Genomic DNA, 15891 nt, shown 5'->3' with positions numbered 1-15891 from the left:
TCTGCTTCCTGCACTTTGAGGTCGGATTTCGCCGGGAAGCCATCGGCCGGAATGGGTCTTTCGCCTGCCATCTCCTGGTCCGCCGCGTCTGATGTTTGCTGCAGAAACTTGTCTTCGTGGCATGGCGTGGCGTGCATGAGCGAAGCGCGGCGGATTGCCTATTTCGCCCATACCTCTAAGTTGTAAGACGTTATCTCCGGTTGGCTGGTCGCGCCGGTTCACCTTTCGGTTCGTTCCCAGGGATCTGCTCAATGAATTTCCGGTCATTCGTGACGCTTAACGGCCTGCTCGGCGTTCCGGGTGCCATTGCGGTGGGGCTCTGGTTGCTGGCATTCCCGATGATTTGGGTCGATACCCAGTTCACCGTTATCGGCGATCCGCTGCCGTTCTGGCTGGCGATCTCCGCTGAAACCGCGAGGGCGTTGCTGACCACGATCGCATCCGCGGCGATCACAACGCTCGGCATGGTCTATTCGATAATGCTGGTTGTCTTTACCCTTGCCGCCGGGAACATCGCCCCCCGCCTGCTGCAGCGGTTTTCGCGCGACCGGGTCAACCAGATCACCGCTGGTCTGCTGGGTGGAACCTTCCTGTACGCCTTGACCGTTCTGCGTGCCTCGGGACCCGACCTGCGGCCGGAATTGTCGATAGCGATAGCATTCCTGCTGGCCGCCTTGTCGGTCCTTCAGGTCATTCATTTCGTTCACTCGGTCTCGCGCAGCGTCACCATTGATGCCGAAGTGGCGAAAATATCCGAGCAACTCGAAAGGCAGGTCAATTCCCTTCTCGCCGAGACCGACAATGGAAACCAGGATCTCGACGAGGATGGGTTGGAGAGTGTCGTTCAGGCAAGGCAATCCGGCTACGTGACCATGCTCGACGAAACTGCGCTGATCAAACTTGCATGTAAACACGACACGGCGATAGCCGTACGCGTAGCGCCGGGAGATTTCGTTCTTGCCGGGCAGTGTCTTGCGGTCGCCGGGTTCCACCAGGACAATGAGGAAGCATCCAAGGCGCTCACCTCGGCGATTACCCTGCAGCCTTACCGGGGCGCGATAGACGACATAAGGTTTTCGGTCCGCATCCTGCTCGAGATAGCGCTGCGGGCATTGTCACCGGGGGTCAATGACAGTTTCACGGCGGTCACCTGTGTCGATCGCGTCGCCGCGGCGCTGGCCAAGCCTGTGTCGGAGGGATTGCGCGGCGATGTGCGAGCGGATGAGGACGGCACGTCACGTTTGAAAGTGCCCGGGCTTTCCCTTGAGGATCTCTTCAACATGACGTTGCATCCGTTGCGGCAGGCATCCAGGGGTAATATTCTGATGCTCGATCACCTCGGTGTCGTGTTGAACTCGCTTTACGAGATTGCCGGACCGGATGCGAAGAAGCTGATCGCCGAGCACGGCAGGGCGTTGCTGGATACTGCACGCGCCGGCGATCCGATCGAATCCGATCTCGAGTTCCTTCGCAAACGTCTCGATTTCAAGGTTGATGGGTGAGGCCGAAAGCCTCAGTTCAGGTTGTTGCCGGTTTCCACCTGATCGGCGCGGGCCATCGACTGGATGGCGACCTGCGGATTGATCACTTCAAGGGTGACTTCCAAGCCCTCGTTTCGGGTAACATCCCAGACGATTTCCACGTCTTCATAAAACAAGGCAGGGTCGATCTCGATACATTTGCCGTAGGAATTGTCCTGCGACGCGGAGATGGTGCGCATGGCCGTGGTCAGTTCGGCCTCGCATTCCTGCACGGTCTCGTAGGCAATGGCCGGTGCGGGGATTTCATTGCATGCCTGCAGATCGTCGCTGCAAGCGATCAGGATCATAAATGCGGCAATGTGTTCCATGACACGTCTCCTTTGGCACGACAACGCCAACGCATCAGGGAAGTTCCCTTTCGCCAAGGAGAGGGGTTAAATTCAGGTAAACAAGTCGGGAAAGATGACTGCGCACCTGCGCGAGCGTAAAAGGTCATCAGCGCCCGCACTGCACCTTGTTCCGTCAGCCTTCAAGTTCGTACTGGCTGCCAGGAATGATCAACTGGTAGACCATGCTGTCGGCGTTCGTTTCGTGATGAACAGCAGCCGAAAGTGCCTGTGGAACGATACGTCCAAGCACGGTGCCGGAAAAGCCGTTGCGTGTCTTGTTCGTTCCTTCTTTTTCCGCCTGGCGAACAGCGTAAGTTTCGGTCCACGTCAACAGCAGTTCGGGCGAACCATCCGGGTTCGATTGCTCTCTGGCCGACAGCTCCACAGTTCCGCCTGCCGGCCCAAGGGCGCCTCTCGCAAGAGAATCGATCGTCAATTCATGCAGGGCCAGACCCAGATGCAAAGCCGCGTTCGGAAACAGGTAGGCGTCTTCGCCGACCATTGTGAAGCCCGAGGGCAGGTCTCCCATCAACGGCTGCAGCTGCGACTGGGTCAACGCAAAAAGTTCGGCTCCGCGCCAGTCCGAGGCGGTTACCAGATCCTGCGACTGGGCCATTGACTGTACCCGGTTTCGAAAGGCGAGAAGAAAGTCTTCCAGTCCCTGCGAGTGGCGCGCGGTCTGTGAGGCCACGGACTGGATAATGGCGAGGAGATTCTTGGAGCGGTGGCTCAGTTCGCGCAAAAGCGTCTTGAGCACGGTCTCGCGATACTTGAGATCATCTATGTCGGTGATCGTCGTGAAGACGCCGATCACGTTGTCCTGCGGATCCATGTCCGGCTCGATGTTGAGCATGTACCAGTGCCGCTCATGGTCGACATCACGCAGAATCTCGATTTTGGTTGGCTGTGCGTTGGCGATCACGCCGCGTTTGGCGCTAAGAACCTTCTCCACGTGCGGCGGTGAAAAGACGGTTTCGTCCGTGCGCCCATCGAGGTCGCCGCCAAGCGACCATGTTTCCGGCAGATTGGCCGAAAAACGTATGACCAGATCGGTATCCTGATACATCATCGACACGCCGGCGCTGCGCAGTCCAGCGAGTACGAATCTCAGACGGTCAGACTCGTTTACCGATGTGCTGTTCATGATTGGACTGCCACCCGCATGCTCAGTTTGGCTTAATGTGACAAGGCGCCGGAACTAGCCCGGCGCCTCAAACGGTGTCGTCGTACCGGTCTTGGAACGGGTCAGACTTTTCGAACAAAGTTCAGGACCAGAGAAATGACCAGGAACGCCAGGAAGAGGAAGAAGAGGACCTGTGCAATGCCGGCCGAAGCACCGGCGATACCACCAAATCCAAGCACACCGGCGATGATGGCCACGACCAGAAACACAAGAGCGTAATAGAGCATCGAATTTCTCCTTTGTTGTTCGATGCCACCACAACGCCCGTGTATTTAATTGGTTCCTGTCATCTCAAGGTTTTCCTCTGCGGCGTTGAAAAACAGCGCCTGGCTGATCAGCGCCTTGACCATGTCGGGGTTGAAAGGCTTGGTCACCAGGAATGCCGGTTCCGGTTTCTCACCGGTGAGCAGCCGCTCCGGGAACGCGGTGATGAAGATCACCGGCAGCGTCTCGTCCTTGAGGATGTCGTTGACCGCGTCAATGCCAGAGCTGCCATCCGCCAGCTGAATGTCCGCGAGGACCATTTTCGGCTTGGTGCGCTTGTAGAGATCGACTGCCTCGGCATGCGTGCGGGCGACGCCGGTGACCCGGTGGCCAAGGGCCTCAACCATGTCCTCGATGTCCATCGCTATGAGCGGTTCATCCTCGATGATCATGATGTCTGTCGCCACCTGGCGGGAAATCTCCATCGACGCGGATTGGAGCAGATTGTTGAAGCTGTCTTCATCGACATCGAGAATCTCCGCTGCCTGGGCCGGCTTGAAGCCCTCGACCGCAATTAGCAGGAAAGCCTTGCGCGCCTGCGGTGTTACCGCTTCAAGATTTGTGGCAGCTCTTTTTTCCCAGCCGAATGGCGTCGGATTTTCCGGAATTGGAACCGAAAGCGTATCAAAGAGTTGTGAGAACAGCCGGTACAGAGAGACCCGGTCATCGCCAGTCTTTGGAAAAATGCTCAAGTCGGCGATGAGCGCTTCGAGCGTCGCGGCAACATATGCGTCGCCGGAGGTCTGTGATCCGGTCACCGCCCGAGAAAAGCGGCGGAGATAAGGAAGGTGCGGCGCAATGCGCATGGACAGTGTGGTCATTAGGTACCCCTTTGTAGTCCACTTTGACGTGGCAACTTACTCGAAACGCATCACGCAAAAAAAAGTTCCGAACACTTGGAACTTTTTTTTGCGTGGCGCATTCTCTCACTATGTGTTCATTCGGAAAGGGCTTGCAAGGGCATGATTGATCGAGACGACAACGGCGGCTCACAAAATCGGGGGGCGCGGTCCGACCTTGGGTCGACCGACGCGATAGCTTCACAACTCAAGCAGTACTACACGTCGGTTGAGCAGGAGCCGATTCCGGATAACCTGCTCAATTTACTTGAGAAACTTGATGCTGCGGAACGTTCCGGTGGCTCCAATGGAGCTAATTGACATGGGTACTCCTGAGCCCATTCCTGCCGAAACAGCGAGCTTGTTTTCCTTCAAGCGCGAGATGCTGGCAGTTCTGCCAAGTCTGAGGGCTTTCGCCGTTTCCCTGGCGCGTCGCCACGACAAGGCTGACGACCTGGTGCAGGAAACAGTGATGAAGGCGTGGGGAAAACAGGAGAGTTTTCAGCCCGGGACCAGCATGCGGGCATGGCTCTTCACAATTCTTCGCAACGAGTTTTACAGCCAGATGCGCCGGAAGGGGCGTGAACTCCCCGATCCGGACGGCGTGTTTGCCGGCAATCTGGCAACCCACCCCGAGCAGTATGGCAAGCTCGACCTGGCCGATTTCAAGACCGCTCTCGACAGCCTTCCTGATGACCAGCGTGAAGCCATCGTGCTCATCGGCGCCTCAGGCTTCTCTTACGAGGAAGCCGCCGAAATTGCTGGCGTTGCGGTCGGCACGATCAAGAGCCGTGTCAACCGGGCCCGGGTAAAGCTGCAGGAATTGCTGACCATCGATGGCGAGAGCGATTACGGCCCAGACGAGACATCGAGGCCGCTCGTCAACAAGGCGTTTCCCGGACGCTGACGGTCCACACACAGCTTTTGCAAAAACCATGGACAAAAGGGCTTTGCGAACGAGTATTCGAAGGACGGCCTGCGCAAGCGGGCCGTCATTTTGATGCTTGACGGCACTTCGACAAACGAGCCGGACAGAAGAGTGGGATGGGACCGTCCAAGGGAGCCGCCTGAGGGTGCAAACTTCCACTCTCCCGGGATTGGATGTATCACTGAATGGATGGAGAGGCGTGAATAAAAAAGGCGCGACCAGTGGGTGCGGGACCCCGGGGCGCGCCTTTTACGGACGGGAAAAGTTCAGCACGTCTGAATGACATGGGTGGCTGCACTATTCCTTTGCTGTAGGTTCGATTTCACCGTTCTGCTGTTCGGAACCCGCATTCCCCTGCCGGGTCGCTGCCCTGAGCAGCATCGCCGCCTGCATTTCCAGTTTTTCGAGCTGGGCTTCCCGGCTGGCCGGGTCGTCGGGGACATGCCTGTCGTCAGACATGACTTCCAGCTCGAGCAGTTGCGCGGCGAGTGTGGGATGCGTGTTGGATGACATTTCCGGCCTTCCTCACATTCAAGCGGTTCGGGTGTTACCCTTGGGGCCGGCGAGGAACCAGATGATAAGGCCGAGCACCGGCAGAACAATGATCAGCACGGTCCACAGGGCTTTCGCGCCGGTCGAGGCCGAAGACTGGAAAATGCTGAAAATCGCCCAAACCATGGCGATGAGAAGAATGAGGCCGAGCAGGCCGCCAACTTCGATACCCATAATAATACTCCTTGATGCCGATTGCAGGCCGCGCAAGAGCGCGCGCCCTGCCAGACAACGCCGCAGCAACGCGAATGTTCCACGCGGGGTCGGAAAGTTGATGGGCCGGATGCTTCAAGAGAGAGCAGGTGGACGGAACCGGCAGAAATCGACTGCACGGATCCCTAAAGAAGGAGGCGACCGGCGGGCGTCGATGGAGGCCCGCCGGCGATTGAACAGTCAGATCGGATAATGCGGCGTGCCATCCTGGATGGTGATCCAGCGCAGTTCGGTAAACTCGGCAATGCCCCAGTTGCCGCCAAAACGCCCGTAGCCTGAGGACTTGACGCCACCGAACGGCATCTGCGCCTCGTCGTGCACCGTCGGGCCGTTGATATGGCAGATGCCGCTTTCAATCCGCTTGGCAACGTTCATGGCCTGCATCACGTCGCGGCTGAAGACGGCCGACGACAGGCCGAAATCGCTGTCATTGGCTATCCGCACGGCCTCGTCGACCGATCCGGCACGGATGATGCTGACCACCGGGCCAAAGCTTTCCTCGGTGTAGAGCCGCATGTCGGGGGTGACGTGGTCGAGGGCTGCCGCATTCAGGATGGTACCTTCGCCGCCGCCGGCAATCAGCTTGGCACCCTTTCCGACACCGTCCTCGATCAGTTCCTTGATCCGTTCCGCCGCCGTCGCGTCGACCAGCGATCCGAGCGGCGATGATCCCTCGCGCGGATCACCCGCGGTCAATTGTTCCACCTTCTTCGCAAAGGCCTCGACGAACTTGTCGCCGATCGAACCGACGGCAATGATCCGTTCGGTCGACATGCAGATCTGGCCCTGGTTCATGTAGGCGCCAAACCCGGCTGCAGCGACCGCTGCATCGATGTCGGCGTCCTCGAGCAGGATCATCGGCGCCTTGCCGCCAAGTTCCAGGAGCGCAGGCTTGAGATAACGGCCGGCCAGTTCGCCGATCACCTTGCCGACGCGCGTCGAGCCGGTGAAATTGACCCGGCGGACGGCCGGATTTGCGATCATCGCTTCGACCAGGGCCGGCGCGTCTTCGGGCGCGTTGGATATGGCATTGAGCACGCCGTCGGGCAGACCGCCCTGCGCCACCGCCTCGATGATCAGCGCGTGGGTGCGCGGGCAGAGTTCGGATGTCTTCATCACCACGGTGTTGCCGCAGGCAAGCGGAGTGGCAATCGAGCGGATGCCGAGGATGACCGGTGCGTTCCACGGCGCCATGGCGAGCACGACGCCCGCCGGCTGGCGAATGGCCATCGCCATCGAGCCGGGGCGGTTCGATGGAATGATCTCGCCCTTGATCTGCGTGGTCAGTGAGGCGGCCTCGATCAGCATGTTGGAGGCGAGCATCACGTTGAACCTTGCCCAGGCTTCCGTCGCGCCGATCTCGTCCTTCATCGCCTGAACGATGTCGTCGGCCCGGTTGTTGAGCGACGTCGCGGCATCCGTTAGCATCTTGCGGCGTGCGGCCGGTCCGGTTTCAGACCAGGCCGGGAAGGCTGCGGCGGCCGCATCGACGGCCCGTGTCGCGTCCTCGACCGAGGCGGCGGCAGCGACCGTGACCGTCTCGCCGGTGACCGGGTTCTTCCGCTCGAAGGTCGCGTTGTTGGAGGCAGCGACGTGCTTGCCGCCGATGTAGAGATCAAGATTGGTCATGTTGTTGGGCCTCTTCTGTATCTTCTCCCCGCCAAGGAAGGCGCGGATCACTGCGGGATCGTTTCGCAATTCGGATGCGGTTCCTGAGCCGGTGATCGCACCGGTCTCGATAAGGTAGGCGCGGTCGGCAAGCGCCAAGGTCGCCCGGGCATTCTGCTCGACGATGACGATGGTCAGGCCGGTCTCCCGGATCTTTGCAAGCGCCGCGAACACTTCCTGGGCGACGATCGGGGCCAGCCCGAGCGAGGGTTCGTCGAGCAGCAGCAGCTTTGGCGAGGACATCAGCGCCCGTCCGATCGCCACCATCTGCTGTTCGCCGCCAGACATCGTCCCCGCCAGCTGGTTGCCGCGTTCGGCAAGCTTCGGAAACAGCGCATGCACGAGTTCCAGGTTCTTGCCGGCATTGGCCTCGGCGCGCCGGGGCAGGGCGCCGAGCCTGAGGTTTTCGGCGACCGTCATCTGCGGAAAGATGCCACGGCCTTCGGGAACGATTACGATCCCGTGCTCGACCACCTCGTGCGGCGGCAAGGCCAGGATGTCCTGTCCGTCATAACTCACGCTGCCGCCTGCGGGCTTTGTTCGTCCGCCGATGGCGCCGAGCAGCGAGGACTTGCCGGCCCCGTTTGCGCCGAGAATTGCCACCATCTCGCCCTTGCCGACCTCGATCGAAACCCGGGCGATTGCCACGTGTTTTCCGTAGGCAATACTGATGTCGCGGACTTCAAGCATCTTCGGCATCTCCCAGGTAGGCAGCGATCACGGCCTTGTCGGACAGGACTGTCGAAGTCTCCCCATCGGCGATAAGCCGGCCCGCGTTCATGACGGCGCAGCGCGGACACAGCGCCCGGACCGCCTCCATGATGTGCTCGACCATGATGATGGTGATGCCCGAGCCCGAAAGGCTTTCAATCAGCCTTATGCCTTCCTGCAATTCGGTCGGATTGAGACCGGCGAGCCATTCGTCGAGCAGCAGCAGTTCCGGTTCGGCGGCCAGTGCGCGGGCCAGTTCGAGCCGCTTCTGGTCGATATAGTTGAGATCGCCTGCGCTGGCGTTGGCCCGGTCGCCGAGCCCGGTCTTTTGAAGCGCCGCATGCGCCACCCGCTCGGCTTCCTTGCCCCAGTGGGCGCGGTGGCCGAAGACGGCGGGGAGCATGACGTTTTCAAGCAGCGTCAGAGACGGCAGGATCCGCACGAGCTGGAATGTCCTGGCGATGCCGGCGCGGGCGATTTTGTCGACCCGGGCACCGGCAAGGTTCCTGCCGTTGAAGATGATCTTGCCCGAGGAGGGCGCAAGGAAGCCCGAGATCAGGTTGAGCAGCGTGGTCTTGCCCGATCCGTTCGGACCCAGAAGCCCCATGATCGTGCCGCTCTCCATTTCGAAGGAGACCTGGTCGACGGCTTTCAGGCCGCCAAAGAACCGCGAAACGGTGTCGACGTGAAGAAGGGTCATTTGCCGCGCCTCCCAAGCCACGCGCGCAGATCGTCAAGGCCGGCGAGCACACCGTTCGGAAGCACGAACACCACCGCGATGAACATCAGCCCCAGGAAGATCGGATAGGTGTCGGGGAAATTCACAGACAGCCATTCGAACAGAAGGAACAGCGGAATGGCGCCCACCAGCGGTCCCCACAACCGGTTGGCTCCGCCCAAAAGCGCCATGATGACGGTCAGGAAGCTCACCGTCGGATTGAACACGATCAGCGGCTCGACATAGACCCAGCGGGGCGAGCCGACCGCGCCGACAAGCGTGATCAGCGTGGCCGAGATGGTAAAGGCGACCAGCTTGGTCCGCGCCAGGTGGATGCCCGAATGCGCCGCCACCACCTCGTCGTCGCCGATCGCCCTGAGCGCCAGTCCCAGCCTGGTGCGGTTGATCCAGGCGGTCAGCCCGATCGCGATCGCCGCCAGCACCAGCATCTGCCAGTAGATGTCCCGTGCGGTCAGATCGAGGAAGATGTAGCGCCCCAGCGTGCCGGTGATCGAGACCTCGTACCAGGTGATCAACTGCCGGACCAGTTCTGCAAGCCCGAAGGTGAAGATGACGAAATAGATGCCCGAAAGCCTCAGCGTCGACAGCCCCACCAGCAGCGCCATGGCAGCACCGATCAGGGCCGCGCACAAGAGTACCGCCGGGTAGGGAAGACTCTCGTTGAGCACGGCGACCGTGTAGGCCCCGGTGCCGTAGAACGCCACGGTCGCCAGCGATATATAATGCGTATGGCCGGAAAACAGCGCCCAGGCCGAGGCCAGCGCCACGTAGCTTGCCATGCCGATCAACAGCCCGAGTTCATATTCGGACACGAACCGTGGAAGGACGGCGAGGGCGGCAAGAGCCAGGAGTGCGATTGCCAGACGGATCATGAACGCCTCCCGAACAGGCCCTGCGGACGCCAGATGAGAACGACGAGGAAGATGGTGAAGGTTGCTGCCAGCGTGAGGCCAGGATCGAAGGTGGTCGCAACGAAGGTTTCGACCAGTCCCAGCGCAAAGCCTGCGGCGAGCGCCCCGGCGACATTGCCGACGCCACCCATGATGACGATGATCAGCGCCTTCATGGTGAACACCACCCCGTCATTGGCGGAGAAGGTCTGGTACATCGCTATGCTGGCGCCGCCGACCGAAGCCAGCGCGGTTCCCAGCGCAAAGCCCTGGCGGCTGACCTTGTTGACATCGATGCCCACAAGCGGCGCCGAGCCCGGGGTCAGCGCCACGGCGCGCAGGATCAGTCCCCAGCGGCTCCAGTTGAGCAGGACGATCAGGCCGAGTCCCGCGAAAAGGCAGATGCCGAAGGCAATCAGCCGGTTCAGCGCCACCGAGACGCCGAGCACGTTCACGCCCTGGTCAAGATAGGAAATCGAGGTGAAATTGGCCCCGAAAAGCACCAGCATGATGCCCTGCAGCACGAACAGAAGACCGAATGTCGCCAGAATGGAATCGACTTCCAGCTTTCCGGGCTTGCCGGCGGCACGGCGGACCAGCGGACGCATCATCATGGTGTAGAGTATCCAGCCGGTCAGGTAGCCGGCGGGAGCGATCATCACGATCGCCAAGAGCGGCGGCAGGCCGGCGGTCTGGAACAGGAAAACCAGTCCGAAGGCCGCCAGCAACGTGACCTCGCCATAGGCCAGATTCATGATCCGGGCGATGCCGTATTGCAGCGTCAGTCCGAGCGCCAGCAGCGCATAGGTGCCGCCCAGCACCAGGCCGAGCACAAGCGTCGTCATAGCAGTGGTCCGCTTCTGTCAACAATGGAGAGGGAAGGGCAGCCATTTGCGGCTGCCCTCGGGCGCTTGAACCGGATTACCAGTTCGGCTTCGGGACGATCGGAGCGACGGCGCCGTCCTTGTCAGCCGGATTGACGGCGACAAAGGTGCCGTTCTGCCACTGGCCGACCCACCACAGGTCACGCAGCTGGTTGTCCTCGAGCTTGACGTCGCCGATGATGGTGCTGAACGTGCCGGTCGAGAGTTCCTGGGCCAGTTTCTCGTGGTCCAGGCCGACCCGCTCGACCGATTGCGCCAGCATTTCCAGCGACGCATAGGTGATCGCCGAAGCCCAGCTGTCAGGTGGTGCGCCGGCGCTGTCGGTGTGCCGGGCGAAGTAATCCTGGATCGCCGGGGAGGCGGCATTGACGCCGCCGATAGACATCACGCCTTCCTGCTTGCCGTCGGCGATCTTGCCGTAGATCGGAAATGCGCCGCCCACTCCGACATAGAAGACCTTCGGATTGTAGCCCATCGACTGGGCGGTCTTGGTCATGCCGAAACTGTCGGGCGGATAGGAGAAGGCGACAAAGCTGTCAGCGCCGCTCGCCTGGGCTTCCGCCATCAGCGCGGCGAAATCGGATGTGCCGAGCGGATAGGTCTTGTCGTAGACGACCTCGAGGCCGGCTTCCTCAAAAGCCGGGCGGGCGCCGTTGACCAGGTCGATGCCGAAACCGTCGGCGACGGAAACCATGGCGATCTTGTTGTTGAGCGTACCGGCTGCCACTGCGGCCTTCAGGACGCCAGCCAGCCCGTTGGCATAGTCATGGCCGCCGCCGAGCATCCAGTAGCTGCGCTTCCAGCGGGCGGCGAATTCCGGCGCCTTGTCGGTCACGGCGGTCACGCCGAGCTGCGGATAGCCGAACCGGTCCATTAGCGGTGCGATGGCCAGGTTGGAACCTGTGCCCCATGGCGGCAGGATCAGATCAACATTGTCCTTGGTGGCCAGCCGCTCGATGGCGCGGACCAGGTCTTCGTTCGAGGACCGGTCGTCATATTCGATGACCTCGATCATCCGCTTCGAGCCGTCCGGCATGGTCAGGCCGCCGGCAGCATTGACGTCCTTGACCCACAATTCATAGTTCGGGATCGTGGTGATGCCTGCGCCGGTGGCGTTGGGTCCTGTCTTTGCGACGGCATAGCCGATCGTGATCGTGTCATCGGCTGCGTGGGCGAGGTTGGCGCCGATCAGCATGGTCATGGCCACGCCGGATGCGAGCGCACGCATAGTGTTGCGTCGGGTGATTTTCATAGGTTTTCCTCCCAATTGCGGCCGGAAGCGAGGGTTTTCAATCACCTTCGCCCGATATCCGCAGTGTTTCAGCCGAACTCCCAGTAACGGCTGTGATTGAGTATCAATCAGGGTCCGGCATAAGAATATGCACTTTTGTCGCAAAGAATTGCACTTTTGCTTGCATTTCTGACCTGATCCGCGATCTTGCCGCCATGAGACCAGCAAATCTGACCGCCAGTGACGATCGCCCGATCCTGTCTCTGCTTCACATCCGCAGTCCGCTCACCCGCGTGGCCTATCGCGTCCCGGCGGACTCGGCCTGCCTCGTCTTGCTGTTTGCCGGCAAGCTGACGGTCTCAGAACCCGGCGCAGCGACCGGTACCGTAAGGGAATTCGAGGCTCCGCGACTGATCTGGATTCCGGCCGGCAAGGCCCGCGATCTCGGTGCGCCGGGCGGAACCCGCGGGATGGTCATGCTCGCTCCGCGCCAGACCCTGGTGCGTTCCCTGCCGGCAAGCCTGCTCGCCGATCAGATTGGAGTCCTGCTCAGAGAAGGCATATCGCAGCCGCTGGGGCAGAACGATGCCATCGTGCGCCTGCTCGTCGGTGTCGCCGCCGAAAAACAGGCCAACTTGCCAGGCAGCAGCCAGGCTTTGGAGCATTTACTCGGACTGATCCTGCTGCACCTCTGGCGCATGCTGGGCACGGATATCATCTCCAGGCAGCGTTCGCCGCGGGGTCTGGCCGAGCGGTTCGTCATGCTGACCGGGCAGCACAGGCACCAGCACTGGACAGTCGAGCGCTACGCCGAGGCGCTCGAAGTCAAGCGCGACCGGCTTAATGTCTCGGTCAGGCGCGCCACCGGCCTTTCGCCGCAGGCCTATCTGCACCGCGAGATCATGCGCGACGCCTGCGAGCTGCTGGCCAGCACCGGCTTGCCGGTCAGCCAGATCGCCTTCCGCCTCGGTTTTGCCGACCCGGCCTATTTCAACCGCTTCTTCACCCGCCAGTCGGGGCAGACACCGGGCAAGTACCGTCATGTCCTGCGCAGCAGGAAGGAGCAGGGCGACCTCACCTATGCCGCTTGGCCGTAGGGCCGCCTCGTCAGGCTATGTGTCAGCGCTTGTTGTAGTTTCCGAACTTGACCCATGCGCCGCCGCGTTTGGAAGACTCGACGCAGGCGGTGACGAAGGCGACGCCTGCCAGGCCCTCTTCGATGCCAGGATGGATGACGCCTTCGGGGGCAGGCTTGCCGTCCCGATGCGCGATGATGGCTTCGGCCGCCTCGTTGTAGATGGTGGCGAAGCCTTCGAGGTAGCCTTCGGGATGGCCGCCCGGGATGCGGCTGACGCGCTGGCCGGCCGCCGTTGCGCCCGCGCCGTTGCGGGTCAGCAGCCGCTTGGGTTGCCCCAGCGGTGTGTGCCAGAGATAGTTCGGGTCTTCCTGGGCCCATTCGAGCCCGCCCTTTTCGCCGTAGATGCGGAGCTTCAGCGCGTTCTCGTTGCCCGGCGCCACCTGGGAGCACCACAGCATGCCCTTGGCGCCGCCCGCAAACCGCATCAGCACGTGTCCATTGTCATCGAGCTTGCGGCCCTTGACGAAACTGTCGAGATCGGCGCAGAGCTCAGCGAGCTCAAGCCCCGAGACGAAGCTTGCCAGGTTGAAGGCATGGGTGCCGATGTCGCCGGTCGAGCCGCCAAGGCCGGAGCGCGCCGGATCGGTGCGCCAGCCGGCCTGTTTCTGCCCGGTCTCCTCGAGGTTTTCCGACAGCCAGTCCTGGGCATATTCGACCTGCACCAGCCGGATCCGGCCCAGTTCGCCGCTTTCGATCATCTCGCGCGCCTGGCGGATCATCGGGTAGCCGGTGTAGTTGTGCGTGAGCACGAACAGCGCGCCCGACGTTTCCGCCGCCTTGGCCAGCTTCTTCGCGTCGGCCAGCGTCGAGGTCAGCGGCTTGTCGCAGATCACGTGGATGCCGCGCTTGAGGAATTCGCGCGCCACCGGATAGTGCATGTGGTTGGGCGTGACGATCGCAACCGCCTCGATGCCGGTCTTCAGTCGCGCTTCCCGCTTGGCCATCTCGACATAATCGCCATAGGCGCGGTCGGGCGCGACGCCGAGATCGGCGGCCGAGGCCTTTGATTTTTCCGGCGTCGAGGAAAACGCCCCGGCGACCAGCTCGTAGCGGTCGTCGATGCGCGAGGCGATGCGGTGGACGCCGCCGATGAACGCGTCACGCCCGCCGCCGACCATGCCGAGACGGATCCGCCGCGCGGCGGTGGTGCTGGAGCCTTGGGTAGCCATGTTTGATCTCCCGCTTACGAAATGCCGAGCATGCGGCGGTTGGCAGCATCGTCGGTGCCGCCATCGGCGAAGTCGTCAAAGGCGCGCTCGGTGACCCGGATGATGTGGTCCCTCACAAATTGCGCCCCCTCGCGCGCGCCGTCTTCCGGGTGCTTGAGGCAGCATTCCCATTCGACCACGGCCCAGCCATCGAAATCATTGGCCGCCATCTTCGAGAAGATCGCCCCGAAATCGACCTGTCCGTCGCCGAGCGAGCGGAACCGGCCGGCCCGGTCGACCCAGGACTGGTAGCCCGAATAGACACCCTGGCGTCCGGTCGGGTTGAACTCCGCGTCCTTGACGTGGAACATCCGGATCCGGTCCTTGTAGATGTCGATATTGTCGAGGTAGTCGAGGCATTGCAGCAGGTAGTGCGACGGATCGTAGAGCATGTTGCAGCGGGCATGGTTGCCGACGCGCTCGAGGAACATCTCGAAGGTGACGCCGTCATGCAGGTCCTCGCCCGGATGGATCTCGTAGCAGATGTCGACGCCGCAGTCCTCGGCATGATCGAGGATCGGACGCCAACGCCTGGCCAGTTCGTCAAAGGCGGTCTCGACCAGGCCTGCCGGCCGCTGCGGCCAGGGGTAGAGATAGGGCCAGGCCAGAGCGCCCGAGAAGCTTGCCATCGCATTGATGCCCAGGTGTTTTGAGGCCTTGAGCGCCATCTTCACCTGCTCGACCGCCCATTGCTGCCGCGCCTTCGGATTGCCGCGCACTTCAGCTGCCGCAAACCCGTCGAAGGCCTCGTCATAGGCCGGATGCACGGCGACGAGCTGGCCCTGCAGATGGGTCGACAGCTCGGTCACCTCGATGCCGTTGTCGCGCGCAATACCTTTGAATTCGTCGCAGTAGTCTTTCGACGCGGCGGCTTTCTGAAGATCGATCAGGCGCCCGTCCCAGCTCGGCACCTGGACCCCCTTGTAGCCGCACTCCGCCGCCCACTTGGTGATCGACTCCCACGAATTGAACGGCGCTTCATCGCCGGCAAACTGCGCCAGGAACAACGCCGGCCCCTTGATCGTTCTCATAGCTTTCCTCCTCCAGAATTCAATCGCCCCGCGGCGTTCGTTAAACGACGAGCGTGGAATCGTGTCGACATGCATCCGTCCCGCACCACCCCAAAATGAGATGCCGGAGGCGTTAAGACCTCCATTTTGGTGCAGGTCTCCTCACGGATATGCAACGTTCCCGCCTGTGTTCGGTGCTCTCCCGGCCGCATTATTAAATCGTTTGTATCTTCGCCAATACACTGCTTCCGGTGATTAGGCAAAACCGATATCCGGATTGCCGTGACTGTCGATGCTGATCGCCGGCGCTCCTTTGCCCGGCTAACCGATCAGCTTTGCGCTGCAGTTTCGGCATGGTGCTGGAGGGATCCGGGGCGTCCGGCCAAATGCCTCATCGAGCCTTGTCTTTACCGCGGCCTTGATCGCTGTTCCCGCATCTGATGGCTGATCGATCCGGTTTGACTTCGTACGCAAAACAATCAGAAATGGCGTTTATGAAGCCGACGGCTGAGCCCGGCACTTGTTCCAGTCTGCCCCACCCGGCGGAGCTAGTTGATGTGGTA

Annotated in this window: 17 protein-coding genes and 1 pseudogene; 4 read left to right on the top strand and 14 right to left on the bottom strand. The window is 61.4% G+C overall.

Annotation, left to right across the window (positions count from 1 at the left end; all coding sequences use genetic code 11):
• The first annotated feature begins 251 nt into the window (after positions 1–251).
• Positions 252–1502, top strand: coding sequence for a DUF2254 domain-containing protein (locus SPHINGO391_RS11375; RefSeq protein ID WP_152008938.1), 1251 nt, complete (start codon positions 252–254; stop codon positions 1500–1502).
• An 11-nt stretch (positions 1503–1513) separates the two neighbouring features.
• On the opposite strand, the gene SPHINGO391_RS11370 is transcribed toward SPHINGO391_RS11375, so the two are convergent.
• From SPHINGO391_RS11370 to SPHINGO391_RS11355, 4 genes are all read right to left on the bottom strand, one after another.
• The gene (locus SPHINGO391_RS11370) at positions 1514–1849 is read right to left on the bottom strand and encodes a hypothetical protein (RefSeq protein WP_152008937.1); all 336 of its coding nucleotides are present in this window, start codon (positions 1847–1849) and stop codon (positions 1514–1516) included.
• Positions 1850–2003: 154 nt separating this feature from the next.
• The gene (locus tag SPHINGO391_RS11365) at positions 2004–3014 is read right to left on the bottom strand and encodes a PAS domain-containing sensor histidine kinase (RefSeq protein WP_152008936.1); all 1011 of its coding nucleotides are present in this window, start codon (positions 3012–3014) and stop codon (positions 2004–2006) included.
• A 101-nt stretch (positions 3015–3115) separates the two neighbouring features.
• On the bottom strand, positions 3116–3280 hold the full coding sequence (locus SPHINGO391_RS11360) for a DUF1328 domain-containing protein (RefSeq protein ID WP_152008935.1): 165 nt from the start codon (positions 3278–3280) through the stop codon (positions 3116–3118).
• A 45-nt stretch (positions 3281–3325) separates the two neighbouring features.
• Positions 3326–4138, bottom strand: coding sequence for a response regulator (locus SPHINGO391_RS11355; protein WP_152008934.1), 813 nt, complete (start codon positions 4136–4138; stop codon positions 3326–3328).
• A gap of 141 nt (positions 4139–4279) precedes the next feature.
• Between SPHINGO391_RS11355 and SPHINGO391_RS11350 the strand changes: the two genes are divergently transcribed.
• Together SPHINGO391_RS11350 and SPHINGO391_RS11345 are read left to right on the top strand one after the other, a co-directional pair.
• Positions 4280–4477, top strand: coding sequence for a NepR family anti-sigma factor (locus tag SPHINGO391_RS11350; protein WP_152008933.1), 198 nt, complete (start codon positions 4280–4282; stop codon positions 4475–4477).
• A gap of 1 nt (position 4478) precedes the next feature.
• Positions 4479–5063: a sigma-70 family RNA polymerase sigma factor gene (locus SPHINGO391_RS11345; RefSeq protein WP_152008932.1), complete on the top strand. Its 585-nt coding sequence runs from the start codon at positions 4479–4481 to the stop codon at positions 5061–5063.
• 318 nt (positions 5064–5381) lie between these two features.
• Here SPHINGO391_RS11345 and SPHINGO391_RS11340 read toward each other — a convergent pair whose 3' ends face one another.
• The 8 genes and pseudogenes from SPHINGO391_RS11340 to SPHINGO391_RS11310 all read right to left on the bottom strand — a co-directional run bounded on the left by SPHINGO391_RS11340 (position 5382) and on the right by SPHINGO391_RS11310 (position 11993).
• A complete protein-coding gene (locus tag SPHINGO391_RS11340) occupies positions 5382–5597 on the bottom strand; it encodes a hypothetical protein (RefSeq protein WP_152008931.1) in 216 nt (71 codons plus the stop codon).
• Positions 5598–5615: 18 nt separating this feature from the next.
• The gene (locus tag SPHINGO391_RS11335) at positions 5616–5810 is read right to left on the bottom strand and encodes a PLD nuclease N-terminal domain-containing protein (protein ID WP_152008930.1); all 195 of its coding nucleotides are present in this window, start codon (positions 5808–5810) and stop codon (positions 5616–5618) included.
• Between the two features lie 219 nt (positions 5811–6029).
• Positions 6030–7478: an aldehyde dehydrogenase gene (locus SPHINGO391_RS11330; protein ID WP_244615404.1), complete on the bottom strand. Its 1449-nt coding sequence runs from the start codon at positions 7476–7478 to the stop codon at positions 6030–6032.
• 255 nt (positions 7479–7733) lie between these two features.
• Positions 7734–8207, bottom strand: a pseudogene (locus tag SPHINGO391_RS25245) (ATP-binding cassette domain-containing protein); the annotation flags it as partial.
• Positions 8200–8928 (bottom strand): ABC transporter ATP-binding protein, encoded by a 729-nt coding sequence (locus tag SPHINGO391_RS11325; RefSeq protein WP_152008928.1) that lies wholly within the window; start codon positions 8926–8928, stop codon positions 8200–8202. The gene SPHINGO391_RS11325 and the pseudogene SPHINGO391_RS25245, both read right to left, overlap by 8 nt.
• Positions 8925–9839, bottom strand: coding sequence for a branched-chain amino acid ABC transporter permease (locus tag SPHINGO391_RS11320; RefSeq protein WP_152008927.1), 915 nt, complete (start codon positions 9837–9839; stop codon positions 8925–8927). The genes SPHINGO391_RS11325 and SPHINGO391_RS11320 overlap by 4 nt, the downstream gene beginning before the upstream one ends.
• Positions 9836–10702, bottom strand: coding sequence for a branched-chain amino acid ABC transporter permease (locus SPHINGO391_RS11315; RefSeq protein WP_152008926.1), 867 nt, complete (start codon positions 10700–10702; stop codon positions 9836–9838). The genes SPHINGO391_RS11320 and SPHINGO391_RS11315 overlap by 4 nt, the downstream gene beginning before the upstream one ends.
• 76 nt (positions 10703–10778) lie before the next feature.
• Positions 10779–11993, bottom strand: a complete 1215-nt coding sequence (locus SPHINGO391_RS11310) for an amino acid ABC transporter substrate-binding protein (RefSeq protein ID WP_152008925.1) — start codon at positions 11991–11993, stop codon at positions 10779–10781.
• Between the two features lie 194 nt (positions 11994–12187).
• On the opposite strand from SPHINGO391_RS11310, the gene SPHINGO391_RS11305 reads away from it, so the two are divergent.
• Positions 12188–13069, top strand: a complete 882-nt coding sequence (locus SPHINGO391_RS11305; protein WP_152008924.1) for a helix-turn-helix domain-containing protein — start codon at positions 12188–12190, stop codon at positions 13067–13069.
• Between the two features lie 22 nt (positions 13070–13091).
• On the opposite strand, the gene SPHINGO391_RS11300 is transcribed toward SPHINGO391_RS11305, so the two are convergent.
• Positions 13092–14279, bottom strand: a complete 1188-nt coding sequence (locus SPHINGO391_RS11300) for a Gfo/Idh/MocA family oxidoreductase (protein ID WP_152008923.1) — start codon at positions 14277–14279, stop codon at positions 13092–13094.
• A gap of 14 nt (positions 14280–14293) precedes the next feature.
• Positions 14294–15349: a sugar phosphate isomerase/epimerase gene (locus SPHINGO391_RS11295; protein ID WP_152008922.1), complete on the bottom strand. Its 1056-nt coding sequence runs from the start codon at positions 15347–15349 to the stop codon at positions 14294–14296.
• Between the last annotated feature and the right edge of the window lie 542 nt (positions 15350–15891).

This window comes from Hoeflea sp. EC-HK425 (assembly GCF_902498795.1).
Lineage (GTDB): Bacteria > Pseudomonadota > Alphaproteobacteria > Rhizobiales > Rhizobiaceae > Hoeflea > Hoeflea alexandrii.
This window is presented reverse-complemented; position numbering and strand designations above follow the sequence as displayed.